This window comes from Phormidesmis sp. 146-20 (genome assembly GCF_052939475.1).
In genome coordinates this window covers 214,313-231,830 of record NZ_JBJPHT010000001.1, presented here as the reverse complement: position 1 = coordinate 231,830, position 17,518 = coordinate 214,313, and the positions used below count along the sequence as shown (strand labels likewise).

General features: G+C 48.4%; 16 protein-coding genes. 10 read left to right on the top strand and 6 right to left on the bottom strand.

The features are described 5' to 3' along the window. On the top strand, positions 1 to 390 hold the full coding sequence (locus ACKFKH_RS01110) for a tautomerase family protein (RefSeq protein WP_446856374.1): 390 nt from the start codon (positions 1 to 3) through the stop codon (positions 388 to 390). Here the strand turns inward: ACKFKH_RS01110 and ACKFKH_RS01105 are convergent. Together ACKFKH_RS01105 and ACKFKH_RS01100 are read right to left on the bottom strand one after the other, a co-directional pair. Then, the gene (locus tag ACKFKH_RS01105) at positions 387 to 1,217 is read right to left on the bottom strand and encodes a Uma2 family endonuclease (protein ID WP_446856373.1); all 831 of its coding nucleotides are present in this window, start codon (positions 1,215 to 1,217) and stop codon (positions 387 to 389) included. The two genes, ACKFKH_RS01110 and ACKFKH_RS01105, sit on opposite strands and share 4 nt — an antisense overlap. A gap of 12 nt (positions 1,218 to 1,229) precedes the next feature. Further along, the gene (locus ACKFKH_RS01100; protein WP_446856372.1) at positions 1,230 to 2,168 is read right to left on the bottom strand and encodes a CNNM domain-containing protein; all 939 of its coding nucleotides are present in this window, start codon (positions 2,166 to 2,168) and stop codon (positions 1,230 to 1,232) included. 304 nt (positions 2,169 to 2,472) lie between these two features. On the opposite strand from ACKFKH_RS01100, the gene ACKFKH_RS01095 reads away from it, so the two are divergent. From ACKFKH_RS01095 to ACKFKH_RS01085, 3 genes are all read left to right on the top strand, one after another. Beyond that, positions 2,473 to 3,372, top strand: a complete 900-nt coding sequence (locus ACKFKH_RS01095; RefSeq protein WP_446856371.1) for a universal stress protein — start codon at positions 2,473 to 2,475, stop codon at positions 3,370 to 3,372. Between the two features lie 72 nt (positions 3,373 to 3,444). Then, entirely contained in the window at positions 3,445 to 3,807 is a 363-nt protein-coding gene (locus ACKFKH_RS01090) for a Lin0512 family protein (protein ID WP_446856370.1), read from the top strand. A 13-nt stretch (positions 3,808 to 3,820) separates the two neighbouring features. Next, positions 3,821 to 4,741, top strand: coding sequence for an RluA family pseudouridine synthase (locus ACKFKH_RS01085; RefSeq protein WP_446856369.1), 921 nt, complete (start codon positions 3,821 to 3,823; stop codon positions 4,739 to 4,741). Positions 4,742 to 4,901: 160 nt separating this feature from the next. Here the strand turns inward: ACKFKH_RS01085 and ACKFKH_RS01080 are convergent, their stop codons facing one another. Next, positions 4,902 to 5,060 carry a hypothetical protein gene (locus ACKFKH_RS01080; RefSeq protein WP_446856368.1) on the bottom strand — a complete coding sequence of 53 codons (159 nt, stop codon included), beginning with the start codon at positions 5,058 to 5,060 and terminating at the stop codon, positions 4,902 to 4,904. A gap of 36 nt (positions 5,061 to 5,096) precedes the next feature. On the opposite strand from ACKFKH_RS01080, the gene ACKFKH_RS01075 reads away from it, so the two are divergent. Both ACKFKH_RS01075 and ACKFKH_RS01070 read left to right on the top strand, forming a co-directional pair. Further along, positions 5,097 to 5,822 (top strand): hypothetical protein, encoded by a 726-nt coding sequence (locus tag ACKFKH_RS01075; protein ID WP_446856367.1) that lies wholly within the window; start codon positions 5,097 to 5,099, stop codon positions 5,820 to 5,822. A 53-nt stretch (positions 5,823 to 5,875) separates the two neighbouring features. Then, positions 5,876 to 8,215, top strand: a complete 2,340-nt coding sequence (locus tag ACKFKH_RS01070) for a Tex family protein (RefSeq protein ID WP_446856366.1) — start codon at positions 5,876 to 5,878, stop codon at positions 8,213 to 8,215. A gap of 98 nt (positions 8,216 to 8,313) precedes the next feature. Here the strand turns inward: ACKFKH_RS01070 and ACKFKH_RS01065 are convergent, their stop codons facing one another. The 3 genes from ACKFKH_RS01065 to ACKFKH_RS01055 form a co-directional block, all read right to left on the bottom strand. Beyond that, positions 8,314 to 10,074: a ribonuclease J gene (locus ACKFKH_RS01065; RefSeq protein WP_446856365.1), complete on the bottom strand. Its 1,761-nt coding sequence runs from the start codon at positions 10,072 to 10,074 to the stop codon at positions 8,314 to 8,316. 237 nt (positions 10,075 to 10,311) lie between these two features. Continuing rightward, complete coding sequence (dapA, locus tag ACKFKH_RS01060; protein WP_446856364.1) at positions 10,312 to 11,196, bottom strand: 4-hydroxy-tetrahydrodipicolinate synthase; 885 nt, start codon at positions 11,194 to 11,196, stop codon at positions 10,312 to 10,314. 70 nt (positions 11,197 to 11,266) lie between these two features. Next, positions 11,267 to 12,307 carry an aspartate-semialdehyde dehydrogenase gene (locus tag ACKFKH_RS01055; protein WP_446856363.1) on the bottom strand — a complete coding sequence of 347 codons (1,041 nt, stop codon included), beginning with the start codon at positions 12,305 to 12,307 and terminating at the stop codon, positions 11,267 to 11,269. Positions 12,308 to 12,769: 462 nt separating this feature from the next. Between ACKFKH_RS01055 and tig the strand changes: the two genes are divergently transcribed. The 4 genes from tig (at position 12,770) to ACKFKH_RS01035 (ending at position 17,474) form a co-directional block, all read left to right on the top strand. Further along, positions 12,770 to 14,227 carry a trigger factor gene (gene tig / locus ACKFKH_RS01050; protein ID WP_446856362.1) on the top strand — a complete coding sequence of 486 codons (1,458 nt, stop codon included), beginning with the start codon at positions 12,770 to 12,772 and terminating at the stop codon, positions 14,225 to 14,227. Between the two features lie 216 nt (positions 14,228 to 14,443). After that, on the top strand, positions 14,444 to 15,136 hold the full coding sequence (clpP, locus tag ACKFKH_RS01045; protein WP_446856361.1) for an ATP-dependent Clp endopeptidase proteolytic subunit ClpP: 693 nt from the start codon (positions 14,444 to 14,446) through the stop codon (positions 15,134 to 15,136). 9 nt (positions 15,137 to 15,145) lie between these two features. Then, complete coding sequence (clpX, locus tag ACKFKH_RS01040) at positions 15,146 to 16,492, top strand: ATP-dependent protease ATP-binding subunit ClpX (protein ID WP_446856360.1); 1,347 nt, start codon at positions 15,146 to 15,148, stop codon at positions 16,490 to 16,492. Positions 16,493 to 16,568: 76 nt separating this feature from the next. Then, positions 16,569 to 17,474: an alpha/beta fold hydrolase gene (locus ACKFKH_RS01035; protein ID WP_446856359.1), complete on the top strand. Its 906-nt coding sequence runs from the start codon at positions 16,569 to 16,571 to the stop codon at positions 17,472 to 17,474. Positions 17,475 to 17,518 lie beyond the last annotated feature (44 nt).

Here is a 17,518-nt window from a genome sequence, read left to right as displayed (position 1 = left end):
ATGGCACAAATCAAAATTTATGGAAGTTCAGACTTTCTCAGTCAAAATTGGACTCTGATTTCTGATGCGATTCATTCTTGTGTAGTGGAGGCGTTGGCATTTCCAGTAGAGAAAAGAGCGCATCGATTTATCTTGCTGAAACCAGAAGATTTCATCTATTTCTCAACTCGAACTCATCAGCATATTGTGATCGAAATCAGTCTATTTGAAGGGCGCACTGTTGAAACTAAGAAAAAGCTGATTCATCTGTTGTTTGAGCGGCTCTCAAGCCAAGTCAAAATTGACCCGATCGATGTCGAAATCACCCTCACAGAAACGCCGAAACACAACTGGGGAATTCGAGGCAAAACAGGTGATGAGTTAGCGTTAAATTACACGGTAGAACTTTAGTCTGGATCGATGTTGAGCGACCCCTTGCGGGTAACTCGAAGAGATCGTAGTTGGGCTTCTAGTCGTTCTGCTCGACGTTGGGCTTCTTGAGCTTGCTGTTGGGCTTCTTGAGCTTGTTGTTCAGCCTCTCGTATCTGTTCTTGAGCTTGCTGTTGGGCTTCTTGAGCTTGTTGTTCAGCCTCTCGTATCTGTTCTTGTGCTTGTCGTTGAACAGTTTGAGCCTCTTGTACAGCAGCGATCGCTGCTTCGCCAGCAGTGAGAGCAAGATCACCTTGAGGGGTGAAATAACGTAACTGGCGATCGTGAATTCCTAGATAAAGTCCAAGCGCTTCACTCCAAAGTAATCCCTGATCGTTGGGCGAAATCGGTTGATAGTGTTGACTAACCAATCGAAAGCCAGCAAACTCTAAACTATCCGGTGAAAACCAAAAATATTCATGGGTTCGGAAGCGATCTTGGTAGAGATTTTTCTTGAGTCCACGATCGACATTTGCAGTTTCATCAGACAGTAATTCAATAATTAAATCAGGATATCGACCGTCTTCTTCCCAGACTACCCACGATCGCCGGGGATGGTTTTGAGTTTGCTGAACTAAGAAGAAATCAGGGCCGCGAAAGTCTCGATTTTTAAGCTGTTGACGACTGAAATAGAGGGTTAAATTGGCACCGATAAAGAAGTCGTCGCGGTCACGCCACAGCCATTCTAAACAAGTCACCAAGAGAGCAAGCTGATCGTAATGTGCAGAAGTTTCCATCTCTGGTTCGTCACTGTCAAGCTGAGTCGCATCAGGCATCAGATCAGCCAATTGTTGGGCAGTCAGAGCCATCACATTCGCCTCCTAAGCGGGAATATCTTCTAGCGTACTCGGAGTTAGAACTTCTGAGCTGACGGGAATCTGAAGCTTGAGATCGCCAAACGGACGAGTGACTTGACGCAGCAAAATCGTTTCGACCCGGTTTTCTTGAATGGAGACGGCTTCAAACTCCAACTCGCCCCACTGAAAGCGATCGCCCTCCACAGGCATCCGTCCCAAATGGTGAATCATAAAGCCTGCCAGCGTACTGTGCGTGTTTTGAACGGGAATATTCAGACCCAATTTTTCATTCAAACTGTGCAAATCTAACGCGCCCGCCACAAAAACTGAGTGAGCATCATTGGAGACCAAAGGCGTGTCTGAGGCAGGCAAAATCGGCTTGGCATTCTCGCGATCGAACCACCAGCCCGTCAGCAACTTCACCGTCCCATTCAAAACCACCAGCGCAGGATAAAACAGATAGGAGCAGATCTGAAGCGGCCCAATCAGCAACAGAGCCGTTTTTTCGGGCGCATGGGCCGCCAACACTTTAGGAACCAGTTCGCCCAGCACAATCTCAACATACGTCACGAGCAAAAACGCGACCGTCGCCGCGATCGTATGAGACGTGATCATGACAGGCAGATGAGCGATCGGAATGCGACTAATCCACGGCTCAATCCAATGCACCGTTGCCCCTTCTCCAAGCCACCCCAAAAGCAAACTGCCCGCTGTGACTCCGGTTTGGGTGACAGACAAGTATTTTTCCAGGTTGGTTTGAGCATAATGAACTCGTTGAGCCGCTTTGCTGGTTCTCGGATCGTCTGCTTTTTGGGATAGCTGATAAATTTCGCTTTTGGAGGCAGAGACGATCGCCAGTTCAGCGGCGACAAACAAGGCAACAATAATCACCAAAAGCAGCAAAATCGAGAGCCGCACAAGCGTTTCTGCTGTTTCAAGTTCAAAGGTTTGCAGGCTAGTCAAGATTGAAATCTCCTGGTCGTATAGGCGGATACCGATCGTTATTCTCAGTCTAGTGAATAGGTGAGCGCCTGAACTTGTATCCGCAGAAACAAATCAGAAATGGGGGAGGAGGGAGGAGGGAGGAAAGGAAAATTAGAATTGGCTGTATCTCTAGTTCTCTGTTTGATAGTAAGTTTGATAATGCAGTGTTGAATTCGGGAGGTAAATTGCTGTCTGGAGCGGTTGAAAGTGTTGTGTAGAAGTCCTGACTGCAAACGTCGCACAATGCTACTGTGAGGGAGAAGTTTCACCTCGACTTCAGGTTATGTTTCAACGACCTCTGATTTGTACCGATTTTTCTGACGGTTTGCAGCGTCTGGTTGATTTTGTACCAAGCCTGGTGGCGGGTGGCATGTCCCAGATTGTGTTTTTGCATATTGTCCCTCTTGAAGAAAGTAATATTCCTCGCGTCAATGCAGAACGAGTCGATCGCGCTAAGTCCAAACTCTCTGCCGCCCTCAATCAGATTCCAGCGGGGACTGAAGTTAAGGTTGAGGTGGAGTCAGGACGAGCGATCGAGTCCATTCTCAAAACGGCAGAGCGGTATCAGTCAGACGTAATTATTTTGGGCACTCCCAGCCGCACGTTGCTCACCGAAAAGTTATTTGGTAGCACCACAATGGGCTTGGCCCAACGCACCAATATTCCTTTGTTAACGCTGCGGCCTCAGTTGATTTCGACTTATACTTCTGAAGAATTAAACCTGCGCTGTCGGCATTTATTTCGCACATTGTTGTTGCCTTTTGATAATAGTAATGCAGCGCGATATACCGTTGAGAAGGTTAAAGAGTTGGCTCAAAAGCGTCCGATTCAAGAAGTTTCTCCTCAAACAGATAAGTCGTTAGAAAAGATTTTGTTAAGCTGGGTTGCCCAGGAAGGGGGACGATCGGAGCTATCTGAAGCAGAACAGCAAAAAATCGTCTGTGACACGATCGAACCCGTTCGCGATCAGCTAGTTAATCAAGGTTTGACGGTCACTATCGATGTGAGAAGAGGCAGTCCGATCGTGGAAGTTTTGACCGTCGCTCAGGAATCAGATGTGAGTACGATCGCGCTTTCTTCTGACAATTTAGGCAAACTTTTGGAATGGTCTACGCCCAGTTTTGCAGGCGAAATTATGCGACGAAGCTGGCACCCGGTTTTGTATTTCCCACCTATGCGATAAAAGCTGCTTCCATCTTTAGAAGTGACATTTCTGGCTCTATTTTTGACCGCCAACAATGGAAAGTAGATAAGCATGACTCGCAAACGGTTGATTATTGAGATGGGAATGGGTGTCGATCAACATGGTCAAGAACCTACGGTCGCGGCGGCTCGTGCGGTGAGAAATGCAATTGCTCACAATGCGCTACCGGGCGTGTGGGAAGTGGCGGGCTTGAGCCACCCCGATGAGATGATTGTCGAAGTGCAAATTGCTGTGCCTTATCCCGATCAGGTGCGCGAGGCGGAAGTGCTGTCTGTATTGCCGTTTGGACGCAAAACTTTGACCGTGGAGGCAGGCGGAATGGTGGTGCAAGGACGGGCGATTTCTGAATTTAACGACAAAAATGATGAAATGCTGGTTGCGATCGCGTCTGTCACTGTTTTAATCGAGACTTAGAACACTATTGAGAATGGCGATCAATCAAGGCTGGATCTACTCAGAACAGGTTTCTCAGAATGCGAATAACATTACAATTCTGAACTATTATGTAACGCATTACACACATTCCTCACGACAAGAATGGAGGGATCGTATTCAGTCTGGACTCGTATCTGTCAATGGAAATGTGATTACAGAAGGTGACACGCTTCTCAAATCTGGGCAACATCTGGCTTACCACCGTCCACCCTGGGTAGAACCTGACGTACCAATGGATCTGGACATTCTCTATGAAGATGCAGAACTGCTGATTTTACACAAACCTTCTGGACTACCTGTATTGCCGGGAGGTGGCTTTCTAGAAAACACGCTTTGGGGTTGGTTAAAGCGTCACTATGCTGATCCGCCCAGTCCTCTGCATCGATTGGGACGAGGCACGTCTGGCATAATGCTGTTGGCAAAAACGGAGGCGGCTAAATCTAAACTATCACGAGATTTTCGCAACGGGAAGATTCACAAACTCTATCGCGCCCTGGCCACAGGAAACGAAATGCCCGATCGCTTCACCATCACCCAACCGATCGGCAAAGTTTCTCATCCCACGCTCGGCTATCTCTACGCAGCGACGGCAACCGGGAAATCGGCAATCAGTCACTGTCAGGTATTGCAGCGCGATCGCATTCCAGGAGCCAGTTTGTTGGCGGTGACGATTCCTACAGGGCGGCCGCATCAGATTCGGATTCATCTGGCGACGGCAGGCTATCCGCTTTGGGGCGATCCCTTGTATGGAGTGGGCGGCGAGGCGATCGACCAGACTTCTGTCCCAGGCGACTGTGGCTATTTTCTCCATGCTCATCAGATCCAATTCACGCATCCCGCCACAGGGAATTTGCAACAGATCACCGCAAAACCGCCCCCATCAATTCTCTATCCATTAGGCAGAAGTCGGTAGAACGCAGACAGGGCTTAGGCATGAGTCGCCAGTTGCGCGCCTTCTGAGTAGTAGTTTTCTCAGTCTGACACAAATAAACCCCACATCTCCTTCACAGCAATCCTTCTACACATTTTTGCGTAATGGATAGCTTCGTGAGGAGGGCAATTCATACTTGCATTCAGCAATGCCAAGAAAGAATGGGGATAGGGATTAAAGCCTGACTCAACACTTTAGCCCTTACCAGAACTTCTAGTCTTGGGTCGATCGCGCCTTCCAATTTGCCCCAAAACGTAAAGTCATCGCCATCTTGTCCGTTTCCATGCCACAATTTCCTCAAAAGCTCTCTCTCAACCCTCGATCGAGGACTCAACAGATGCAAATTTGGAATGTGATGCGGTCTAGAAAAATGCGCGGGTCTGTAGCACCCCTGGTCACGGTTAGCTTGTTGGCGATCGCCCTTCCCATTGCGCCAGCCAAAGCCGAAATATTTGGAGGCATTTTTAGCAATCAGCCCAATCCCTATCTAGTCTGTTCGCGCGATTTGGCGGGGGCTAAAATTTCGACGGCTGATGCAGCCAGTGCTTGCGCTCAAGCGTTGCGCCCCAGAGATCTCGGAACTTGTGTCGTGCGGATTGCCAACAATAAGATTGCCGGAACGGATGCACTGTCGGTCTGTCGTCAGGTGCGTCGCCCCGTCGAAGCCGGGAACTGCGTTGTGAGAATTCGTCAACAAGCCTCGGATGCTGCCGTCGTGGATGTGCTAGATAGCTGTCGCCGGAGTTTGCTGCCAGAGCGCTATGCCGAATGTGTCGTGGGGCTAAATCGTCAGCTTAAAGTGGCAGGCAAAGAAGCGATCAATACCTGTCTCAATGCCAGCGATCGTCCCTCTGATGTGTTGCCGACCTTTATCCCGGCGGGTGCTGAAATTCCGGGTGCATCTTCACCTGTCCCAACTCCTGTTGTTCCCAATTCTACGGAGTCTCCGGCCCCGATTACGCCCACCCCTTCAACCACAACGCCTACCCCTTCAACCACAGCGCCCGACTCTTCAACGACTGCGCCTGCGTCTACCAATCAACCAGTTCCAGCGCTATATTGATTGAGCTAGTTTGCTTGAGCTAGTTTGCACTTCGTTCATTTTTTCGATCGCGCATGTTGAATATTTCGCAACTTTTGGCAGAAGAACTTTCTCTGCGTCCTGTTCAGATTAAGAGTGCACTGGAATTGTTTGCAGAAGGGGCAACGGTTCCGTTTATTGCGCGATATCGCAAAGAGCGAACGGGCGAAATGGACGAGGTGCAGCTACGAGATTTGAGCGATCGCTTCACCTATTTAACTGAGCTAGAAGATCGCAAAAAGAGCATTCTTGACTCGATTGAAACTCAGGGCAAACTCACCAATGAGTTAAAGCTAAAGATTGAGAATTGCTTGCAAAAAAATGAGCTAGAAGATCTGTATTTACCGTTTCGTCCGAAGCGCCGCACGAGGGCAACGATCGCCAAAGAAAAAGGGTTAGGTGGATTAGCAGAATTCATCAAATCGCTGAATCAACCAGTTGCGTCAGGGTCATTTGAGACAGAAGCGGAAAAGTATTTAGACGAAGAAAAGGGCGTTAAAACGACTGAAGACGCTTTGAAAGGTGCCGCTGATATTTTGGCAGAAGAAGTGTCTGAAAAGGCGGAGCTTCGGGCTTATCTGAGAGAATTGCTGTTAGATGGAGTGTTTCGATCTCGCATCAAAGACGATCATCCCGAAGGCTCGACAAAGTTTGAGATGTATCGCAATTTTCAGGCGAAGGTGAAAGCGATCGCGCCTCATAATCTGCTGGCACTTTGTCGGGGAGAAACGGAAGGAATTCTCAATGTTGATTTGGATTTTGATGAGGATGCAGTCTTCAGCTATCTAGAATCTCAAGAGATCCGCACAAAGGCGAAATCGGTGCGAGATTTTTATCGCTCAATGCTCAAAGATGCTTTCAATCGATTGATGAAAACGTCTTTGACAAGTGAAGTTCGAGCAGAGAAAAAGACAGAGGCTGATATTGAGTCGATCAAAACCTTTGAGTCAAACTTGCGAGAATTATTGCTGTCTGCCCCAGCGGGAATGAAGCCAACATTGGCACTCGATCCAGGATTTCGCACAGGTTGCAAAGTCGCTGTCTTAGATCAAACTGGGAAGTTTTTGCAATATCAGGCAATCTTTCCACACACAGGGCAGGGACAGCGCCGACAAGCTGCCGAAACGCTCAAAGAACTGCTGACCAAGCATCAGATCGAACTGATTGCGATCGGAAACGGCACCGCCAGTCGAGAAACCGATGAATTCGTCGCTGAAGTTTTAGCAACGCTAGAGAAGAAGCCAATTACCGTCATCGTCAATGAATCGGGAGCGTCAATTTACTCAGCCAGCAACGTCGCGATTTCAGAATTTCCGGATCTGGATGTGACGGTGAGAGGGGCGATTAGTATTGGGCGACGTTTACAAGATCCGCTGGCAGAATTGGTAAAGATTGATCCCAAATCGATCGGCGTTGGACAATACCAGCATGATGTCGATCAAAAACTGCTGAAAAAGAAGCTGGATGAGACGGTTGAGAGTTGCGTTAACTATGTCGGAGTCGATCTCAATACTGCGTCTAAAGAATTACTCACCTTTGTTTCTGGTATTAGTCCCACCATTGCTAATAACATTGTCGCGTATCGAAATGAGAACGGTGCTTTTCGCGAGCGCAAGTCGTTACTCAAAGTCCCCAAACTGGGTGCTAAAACCTTTGAGCAAGCGGCAGGATTTCTGAGAATTCGCGATAGTAAAAATCCGCTCGACAATACCGCCGTCCACCCCGAAAGTTACAGTGTGGTTGAAGCGATCGCCAAAGATTTCTCAGTTCCTTTAGTTCAAACCAGCGAGATTGCCGATCGTCTCAAAACGAACTTAAAGAAATACGTGACGGAGGCGATCGGAGAACCCACGCTACGCGACATCATTAGCGAACTAGAAAAACCGGGACGTGACCCCCGCGCCGAATTCAAATACGCCACCTTCAAAGCAGGAATTAAAGAAATCTCCGATCTACAAGTCGGCATGGAACTGGAAGGCGTGGTCACCAATGTTGCAAATTTTGGTGCTTTTGTCGATGTGGGCGTTCACCAGGATGGCTTAATTCACGTCTCGCAATTGTCCGATCGCTTCGTCAGCGACCCCAAACAAATCGTCAAAGTCGGTCAAGTCGTCAAAGTGCGCGTATTAGAAGTTAACGAAAAACTGAAGCGTATCAGTCTATCGATGAAATCACCCGATCGCACAGATAGCCAACCTACGCAGACACAAGAACGGCCACAGGGACGACCACCAGAACGCAAACCGGAAATTCAGCCTCGTAAATCAGAAGTTCAACCCAAACAAAAATCAGAAGTTCAACCGAAACAAACTCAGTCTGAGAACAAAGCACCAACGCTGGACGATCTACGATCGAAGTTTGGCAAGAAACGCTAGAGTTCACACAAAAAACTGCCCTCAAGGTCACAACGACGATTAGGGCAGTATAAATTTCATTAAATCAAGTCGAACCAGCCTTACATCAGACTATCAGACTAGGAAGCAACTCTAGTGGCGGCTCTTTGACGAGTGGGTGCAGACTTGACGATCGCAGGTTCAGGACTCTGCATCAAGAACACCAACAGCGGATTACTCTGCAATTCTCGTCTCAGCAACCTCTGAATCTCACGCTCAATCTGCACCTGCAAACCTGTCCAGTCCACTTCAATCTGACCGTCTAGATCACGAGCAAACTCAGACCAACGATCGCGCAAAGTCGCCTCAATCGCACCTTCCACTTTGTCTTGCAAAACAGACCGTTCGATCGTCGTCACGACTCCACTTAAATGCACTTCTGGCTTAGTAAACAAACGACCTTCTGAAGTGACAGTAGACGCAACGGTGACGATGCCATCTCCTGCTAAATGCTGCCGCTCTTTGAGAACCTTCTGGTTGACCATCCCAGAGCGAGAAGTATCTACTAGCTCAATCCCTGAAGGCACTTTGCCACCAATGCCGATCGAGTCTTTGGTTAGTTCAACCACGTCGCCGTTGTTGATGATCACCATATTCTCAGCCGGGATGCCCATACTCTGAGCCGTCTGCGAGTGCTTCACCAACATCCGATGCTCACCGTGAACGGGCAAAAAGAACTTAGGACGAGTCAGAGACAACATCAGCTTCTGGTCTTCTTGAGCGCCATGACCCGAAACGTGAATTCCTTGTTCTTTGCCATAAACCACCTTGGCACCCTGAATCATCAGCTTGTCGATCGTATTCACAACGGCGATCGTATTGCCCGGAATCGGATTGGCAGAAAACACAACGGTGTCGCCCTTCCGCACCTTAACTTGACGATGTTCACCGTTAGCAATGCGTGTCATCGCAGACATCGGCTCACCCTGCGATCCAGTTGTGAGAATCAGAACGCTCTCGTCGGGCAGCTTGTGCGTCATGTGCAACGGTTGCAGCAAATCATCTTCACATTTGATGTAGCCCAAATTTCGAGCGTGAGCAATCAAGTTGAGCATTGATCGACCAATCACCGACACGACGCGATTGTGCTTTTTCGCCAATTCCAGAATCATATTGATTCGATGAACGGAAGAGGCAAAAGTGGTCACCAGCAAGCGTCCTTGAGCCTGACCAAAAATGCGATCGAGATTTGGGAAAACCGCCCGCTCAGATGGCGTAAAGCCCGGAACTTCAGAATTGGTCGAGTCGCTGATCAGACAGTGAACACCTTTCTCGCCATACTCTGCCAGCTTTTGAAAGTCAAAGTATTCACCATCAACTGGCGTGTGATCAAACTTAAAGTCGCCTGTGTGAATGACAATCCCAACCGGAGTATGAATGGCAACGGTGAAACTATCGGCGATCGAGTGCGTATTGCGAATAAACTCAACAAAGAAATAAGAGCCAATTCTCACAATGTCGCGGGGGCGAACGGTGCGGATCTCGGTGCGATCGGCGACCCCTGCTTCTTCCAGCTTGCCTTCAAGGAGGGCCATCGCCAGACGCGGGCCGTACATCACCGGAATGTCAAACTGCTTGAGGTGAAAGGGAATGCCGCCAATATGGTCTTCGTGTCCGTGGGTGACAATCATGCCCTTGATTTTGTGGCGATTGTCGCGCAGATAAGTCGTGTCAGGCAGCACGATATTCACACCGTGCATTCCATCGGTGGGAAATGCCAGACCTGCATCTAGCAACACAATCTCGTCGCCATACTCGAAGACACAGGTGTTCTTACCAATTTCGTGTAGGCCACCCAGCGGAATAATTTTAAGCGTATCAGAACCGTTACTTTGGGTCATTTGCGTCCTTGAATCGGATAGTTTAGGAAGTTCAGTTTTCAATGGTTTGAAGGGTAATTTGTACTTGTTGAAAGGCTGTGTGGCTCACTTAAGAGTCAAAAGGCATTGGAAGTTTGTTATCCGTACATAGAGATTCATCTTTATAGAAGAAACTAGGAGAAACAGACGATCGCAGAACGTTGATCGAAGGATTTACTTGAGGTATTCAGTTGTCTAGAAACCTGTTGGATACTTGTCTCACAGCAGAGCAAGTTCATCCATAACGTTTTTGAGCGCTATCCGAGCCGTTTCATCCGAATCGCAGAGCGGCAGGCGTAGAGAACCCACATCCCAACCTTGGATTTTTAGGGCTGTCTTAACGAGAATCGGATTTGTTGTCAGAAAAAGTGCTTTGAACAAAGGGAAAAGCTTGAGATGGATTTGAGTTGCCGCTTGCACTTGACCGCTTTCAAATGCCTGGATCATTTGCTGAAGTTGAGAGCCGACTAAGTGACTTGCCACACTCACAACACCTTTGCCCCCGATCGCCATTAATGGCAGTGTCAATGAGTCGTCTCCAGAGTAAATCGCAAATTCAGAAGGTGTCAACTGCCTAATTTGACTTGCCTGATCCAAATTACCGCTTGCTTCTTTAACGGCGACGATGTTAGGAATCTCCGCAAGACGCGCAACTGTCTCCGGCAAAAGATTTTGGCTTGTACGTCCAGGAACATTGTAGAGCATAATCGGCAAATCGGGTGAAGCTTGCGCGATCGCTCTAAAGTGGTGATAGAGTCCTGACTGGGGTGGCTTATTGTAGTAAGGAACAACTTGCAAACTCCCATCTAGCCTCATTTTAGCGGCTTTTTGGGTGGCTGCGATCGCTTCTTTAGTCGAATTTGATCCGGTTCCCGCCATGACTTTAGCTTTCCCAGCTACGGCCTTTTTGACCACCTGGAATAGCTCAAATTCTTCGTCCCAGGTGAGGGTTGGCGACTCTCCAGTCGTTCCACAGACCACTAGAGTATCGGTTCCATTCTCAGCCAAATGCACCGCCAGCTTTTCTGCCACAGCGTAGTTAACCTGTTCACCATCCTCACTGAATGGCGTAATCATTGCGGTTAGAACACGTCCAAAATTCACCACACGCTCTCAACACTCCTTTTATCACGTTCTAAATTAGCTTCTATGACTCACCGTTTGCGCCTCTGTCTTAAGTTCTGGCGACTAATGCAGGTTTCAACAGATTTCGCTCAATTAATAGCTCTGCAATCTGAATGGCATTGAGGGCCGCACCTTTGCGAATTTGGTCACCACAGAGCCACAGTTCTAACCCGTTAGGATTGGAGAGATCTTGGCGAATGCGACCAACCAGAACGTCATCTTGGCCGCTGGCATCGATCGGCATCGGGAAATAATTTGCCTGCCAATCTTCGACCAGTTTGACTCCGGGTGCCTGACTCAAAATTTCTCTAGCCTGACTGACACTAAATGGACGCTCAAACTCTAGGTTAATCGCTTCAGAGTGGGCACGTAAGACGGGAACCCGTACACAAGTTGCCGTAATTCTCAGCGAGTCTTCTCCAAGGATCTTGCGCGTCTCATTCACCATTTTCATTTCTTCTTCGCAGTATCCTTGCTCGTTAAGCTTAGAATTGTGCGGAAATAAATTGAACGCCAAGGGATACGGAAACAATTCAGCTTTTGGTTCTTGTCCATTCAGAATCGCCTGAGCCTGGGTTTTGACCTCCTCCATTGCTCTAGCCCCCGCGCCACTCGCCGATTGATAAGTAGCTGCTACGATCCGCTGAATTGGCTGCACCTGATGCAAAGGATAGATCGCCACCGACATCAAAATCGTGGTGCAATTGGGGTTTGCAATGATGCCTTGATGGGTTGCGGCCGCTTGGGGATTGACTTCGGGCACAATCAGCGGCACAGTTTCATCCATCCGGAAGGCGCTGGAATTGTCGATCATCACAGCACCAGACGCGATCGCCGTTTCTACCCAGGCTCTAGAGATCGAAGCCCCCGCCGACGCAAGCACAAGGTCAACATTTTGAAAGGATTTGGCTGTCACGGCCTCGACCGTCAGCTTCTCACCGCGAAAGGGCAGTGGACTTCCTGCCGATCGCTCAGAGGCCAACAGCTTTAAGTCTGAAACCGGAAAGTCACGGCTCTCTAACAGTTCTAACAACTCGGCACCCACGGCACCAGTCGCTCCTAAAATCGCAACTCGATAGGATTGACCCAAAATTAGTTTCCTCCAAACCCACAGAAATAGAAGTTTTGAATAGACTGAAGAAGATCTTTAACAATAAAACCTAAATTCACCTAGAGACTATCGCGTTCTCTATTAATTTGCAGCAAGATTTGTGTAAATTTGCTTGAAGCAATCGTTGAACTTGAAGCAATCGTTGAAATTAAATGTTCTTATCTATGGTTTTCATAAATTATCGCAGATGACCTGAATTTTAAGATTCAACCAAACGATCGACTCAGGTGTCACAAGGATCGGTTAGTATAGCTTACTGCGGTCGCGTCAACGATGCCCAATCGTTTGGGAGAATTCGGGATACGAGGAGTTGTCGCCTGAGATTAGGGTGCTGCTCAGACAGAAATATTCGAGAGCAATTCTAAACAGAGTTCGCTACGATCGTCTGACCACCGCCAAACTTGCTGAATCAAAAATATATCGTTTGCAACTCATACGCCAATGAAAGTTACCCAGGAAAAACTCCCCGCCAGCCAAATTGGTCTGGAGATCGAAATCCCGTCGGAGATGTCCAAAAAGGCTTACGAGCAGGTGTTACAAAACTACACACGCTCGATGAATATTCCTGGGTTCCGTAAAGGTAAAGTTCCTCGTCAGGTGCTAATCCAACGCTTTGGGGCGGCTCGAATCAAGGCAGCGGCGATCGAAGAACTCGTCGATTCTGCGCTCAAAGAAGCGATCAAGCAGGAAAAGATTGAAGCGATCGGCAACTTTCAACTCAAATCTTCTTTTGATGATCTGATCGGCAATTATGAGCCAGGAAATCCGCTGACGTTCTCCGCCTCTGTAGATGTGCAGCCAGAAGTGACGCTCAAACAATATCAGGGGCTGACGGTTCAGGCAGAAGAAGTGAAGCCCGATCCCGATCGCGTCGATCAAGTGCTGGGCAATTATCAGAAACAAATGGCGACCCTGGTGCCTGTCGAAGGCCGCCCTGCTCAAAAGGGAGACACTGCGGTTGTTGACTACCACGGGAAATTTACTCCCGCAGGCGAAGACGCTGGAGAGCAAGACGTTCCCGGCGGTCAGGCGCAAGATTTTCAGCTAGAACTCGAAGATGGTCAGTTTATCGAGGGCTTTATTGAGGGTGTCATTGGCATGAACCCCGGTGAAAATAAAGAAATCTCCGTTACCTTCCCCGAAGATTACCCCCAGGAAACCTTAGCGGGCCGTCCAGCTATTTTCTCGATGACCCTCAAAGAGTTAAAGGAGAAGGAGCTGCCCGAATTAGATGATGATTTTGCTCAAGATGCTAGCGGCGGGGACTATCAGACGATCGCCGACCTGCGCGAGTCTCTGGAAAAACGCTTTAGCGAAGAAGTTGAGCAAAAAACAAAATCGAATAAAGAACAAGCCATTCTCGACGAACTGCTCAATCAGATTGAAGCTGACTTACCCGAAACCCTGATCGAGCGAGAAGTTGAGTTTATGGTGACTCAAACTGCCATGCAGCTTCAGCAACAAGGTATCGACATCAAGCGATTGTTGAACCAAGAAACGCTGCCGATGCTTAAGGAGCGATCTCGCCCCGACGCGATCGACCGCATCAAACGCACCCTAGCAATGGGCGAAGTCGCGAAACAAGAAGCGATCGAGACGACCGAGGCAGAAATTAACGAGCGAGTCAAAGAAGTTTTGGCTGATCTCGAAGGTCGCGATGTTGATCCCGATCGTCTCCGCACGGCCGTTGCTGAAGATTTGCTGAAGGAAAAGATTCTCACCTGGCTAGAAGCGCATAATTCAGTTGAGCTTGTGCCCGAAGGAACGTTGAAGAAAGCTGAAGACGATGAGGATGCCGAAGACGCGATCGGCACAGCAACGGATGCGATTGAAGTTGAAGCCGAAGAAGTTGAAGCTGAAGTCGTCGAAACCGAAGAAGCCCCAACCGAATCAAAATGACGCTTAATCTTGCGTTAAACTACCGTCTGGGGCTGAAATTCCTTCACAAACCTCGCTAGATCAACCGAAAGTAAGTCTTTGTGCCAGAACAACCCAGTCTCAGATCAGTTAAGGCATAATGTGTGCATAGCCTGAGCACAGTTCGCAAAGTGAAAACTCCAAGAACTGTCGCCAGAACCCTTGATTCATATTGCTTTCAAGCAACGTCCTGACTCTATGTTTGACTCAAAAATCCCCGATTACTCCATTGCCAACTTGAGCTTCTTGGACGTGGTATCCCAAGCCCCCAGCAACGTCGTCCCGATGGTTGTGGAACAATCTGGGCGCGGAGAGCGGGCGTTTGACATTTACTCTCGCCTTCTAAGAGAGCGCATCATTTTCCTTGGAACCCCGGTAGATGACGCAGTGGCAGACTCGATCGTCGCTCAACTGCTTTTCCTCGAAGCTGAAGACCCCGAAAAAGACATTCAACTTTACATCAACTCTCCTGGCGGTTCTGTGACCGCAGGCATGGCTATCTACGATACGATGCAACAGGTTCGCTGTGATGTGGTTACCATTTGCTTTGGTTTAGCTGCTAGTATGGGCGCGTTCCTGCTCTCTGGCGGCACCAAAGGTAAGCGGATGTCCTTACCCAGTTCGCGGATCATGATTCACCAACCGTTGGGCGGTGCTCAAGGGCAAGCGGTTGATATTGAGATCCAGGCAAAAGAAATCCTTTATCATAAGCGCAAGCTGAATGAACTATTGGCTGAACACACCGATCAGCCGTTTGAAAGGATTGAAGCCGACACGGAGCGTGACTTTTTTATGTCCGCTCAAGAAGCGAAAGAGTACAGATTGATCGACCAAGTGATCACCCGGCAGAATCTCCCTAAACCAGATTTGTCCGCCGTTCCCGTAGGTTAAGAGGCAGGTATGTCTAAATACGACTCCCATCTAAAATGTTCCTTTTGTGGCAAGTCTCAAGAGCAAGTCCGCAAGCTTATCGCTGGGCCGGGGGTCTACATTTGTGATGAATGTGTAGACTTGTGCAACGAAATTTTAGATGAGGAGTTGTTCGACTCTAGTTCAGTTCCTCAGCCTGTGCCGCGTAAGGAGCAATCTCCCGAAAAGCGTCGAACTCGTTCAGCTAATATCTCCCTGAGCCAGATTCCAAAGCCACGGGAAATTAAGAAATATCTTGATGAACATGTGATCGGGCAAGACGAAGCTAAAAAAGTTTTGTCAGTGGCGGTTTACAACCACTACAAGCGGCTCAGCTTTACCCAAACCAAGAGCAACGGTAAAGGGACTTCTGATGACACAGTTGAGCTGCAAAAATCTAACATCTTATTAATTGGGCCAACGGGTTGCGGCAAAACGCTACTAGCCCAAACTCTGGCAGAAATCCTAGACGTTCCCTTTGCGGTTGCAGATGCTACAACGCTGACAGAGGCGGGTTACGTTGGTGAAGATGTCGAAAACATTCTGCTGCGCCTTCTGCAAGTTGCGGATCTGGATGTCGAAGAGGCTCAACGTGGCATCATCTACATTGATGAAATCGATAAAATTGCTCGTAAGAGTGAAAACCCTTCGATCACGCGCGATGTCTCCGGTGAAGGTGTTCAACAAGCTTTATTGAAGATGCTAGAAGGAACGGTTGCAAATGTCCCTCCGCAGGGTGGGCGAAAGCATCCTTACCAAGATTGCATTCAGATTGATACCAGCAACATTCTATTCATCTGCGGCGGTGCCTTTGTAGGATTAGATAAAGCCGTTGAGCAGCGAATTGGCAAACGATCGATGGGTTTCGTTCAGGGCGGCACCGAAAATCAAAGCACTAGAGAAAAACGGGCAGCGGACATCCTCAAACATTTGGAACCCGATGATCTCGTGAAATTTGGCATGATTCCAGAATTCATTGGGCGGATTCCGGTTATGGCAGTTGTCGATCCACTGGATGAAGATGCTTTGACTGAAATTCTTACAGAACCTCGTAACGCCTTGGTGAAGCAGTTCCAAAAACTGTTAAAAATGGACAATGTGCAGCTTGAGTTCAAGCAAGACGCTGTGAGAGCGATCGCTCAAGAGGCCTACCGTCGCAAGACAGGTGCCCGCGCCCTTCGCAGTATTGTCGAAGAACTGATGCTGGATGTCATGTATGAGTTGCCCTCTCGCAAGGATGTCACGCGCTGTTTGATCACTCGCGAAATGGTGGAGAAGCGATCGACCGCAGAACTATTAATGCATCCTTCCTCTCTTCCCAAGCCCGAATCAGCCTAAAATCAGGGATGGGTGTTGAATTCTGAGTCAGTTAACGAAAGCTCAACACTCGACACTCATCACTCAAGATTTTCCGATGGCACAGGCTTTAGTTAACGGTTTTAATCATTACTACGAATGGATTACGCAGTCAGAGGACTCTATTCCTTCTGGCAAGCCTGTGATGGTTTTTGTGCATGGCTGGGGTGGTTCGTCTCGCTACTGGGAAAGTACTGCAAAATCCCTTTCTGATACGTTTGATTGCTTGCTTTACGATATGCGAGGCTTTGGGCGATCTCTTCGAGTTACCCGCGAGGGGTCGCGTTCGCAAGAAAAATCTCCCCTTGCCACGCCCCCCGAAACCGCAGCAGAACTCAGTTATGAGCTAGAAACTTATGCCAAAGATTTAGCTGAACTACTCAATGCGTTGGGGCTGAAGCGAGTTTATCTAAACGCTCACTCAATGGGAGCTTCGATCGCCACTTTCTTTTTGAACCTGTACCCTGATCGAGTAGAGCGGGCTATCCTGACCTGTAGTGGCACCTTTGAATACGACGAAAAAGCGTTCAACGCCTTCTACAAGTTTGGAGGCTACGTCGTCAAGTTTCGTCCCAAATGGCTATACAAACTGCCCTTTGTGGATCGGCTGTTTATGCAGCGATTTTTGCATCGTTCGCTCCCTGGTGAAATCAGCCGCGCCTTTTTAGATGATTTCTTGATGGCGGACTACAATGCGGCTTTGGGAACGATTTTCACCTCTGTCAGCAAAAAAGCAACCGAGGTGATGCCCCAAGAGTTCGCTCAAATCAGGGTGCCGACGCTACTTGTTTCTGGACAGTACGATATTATTATTCCCGCTGAAATGGGTCGTCAGGCTGCTGCTCAGAATGACAAGATTGAATATTTTGTGATTCCCAACACTGCTCATTTTCCCATGCTAGAAGATGCATCCACTTATTTACAGAAAGTTCGGGAATTTTTGGGCGTAGGGGTTGCAGCTTAGGTGGCTTCAAATTTTTGGAAACAATCTCTTTGAGTTACCCGCAA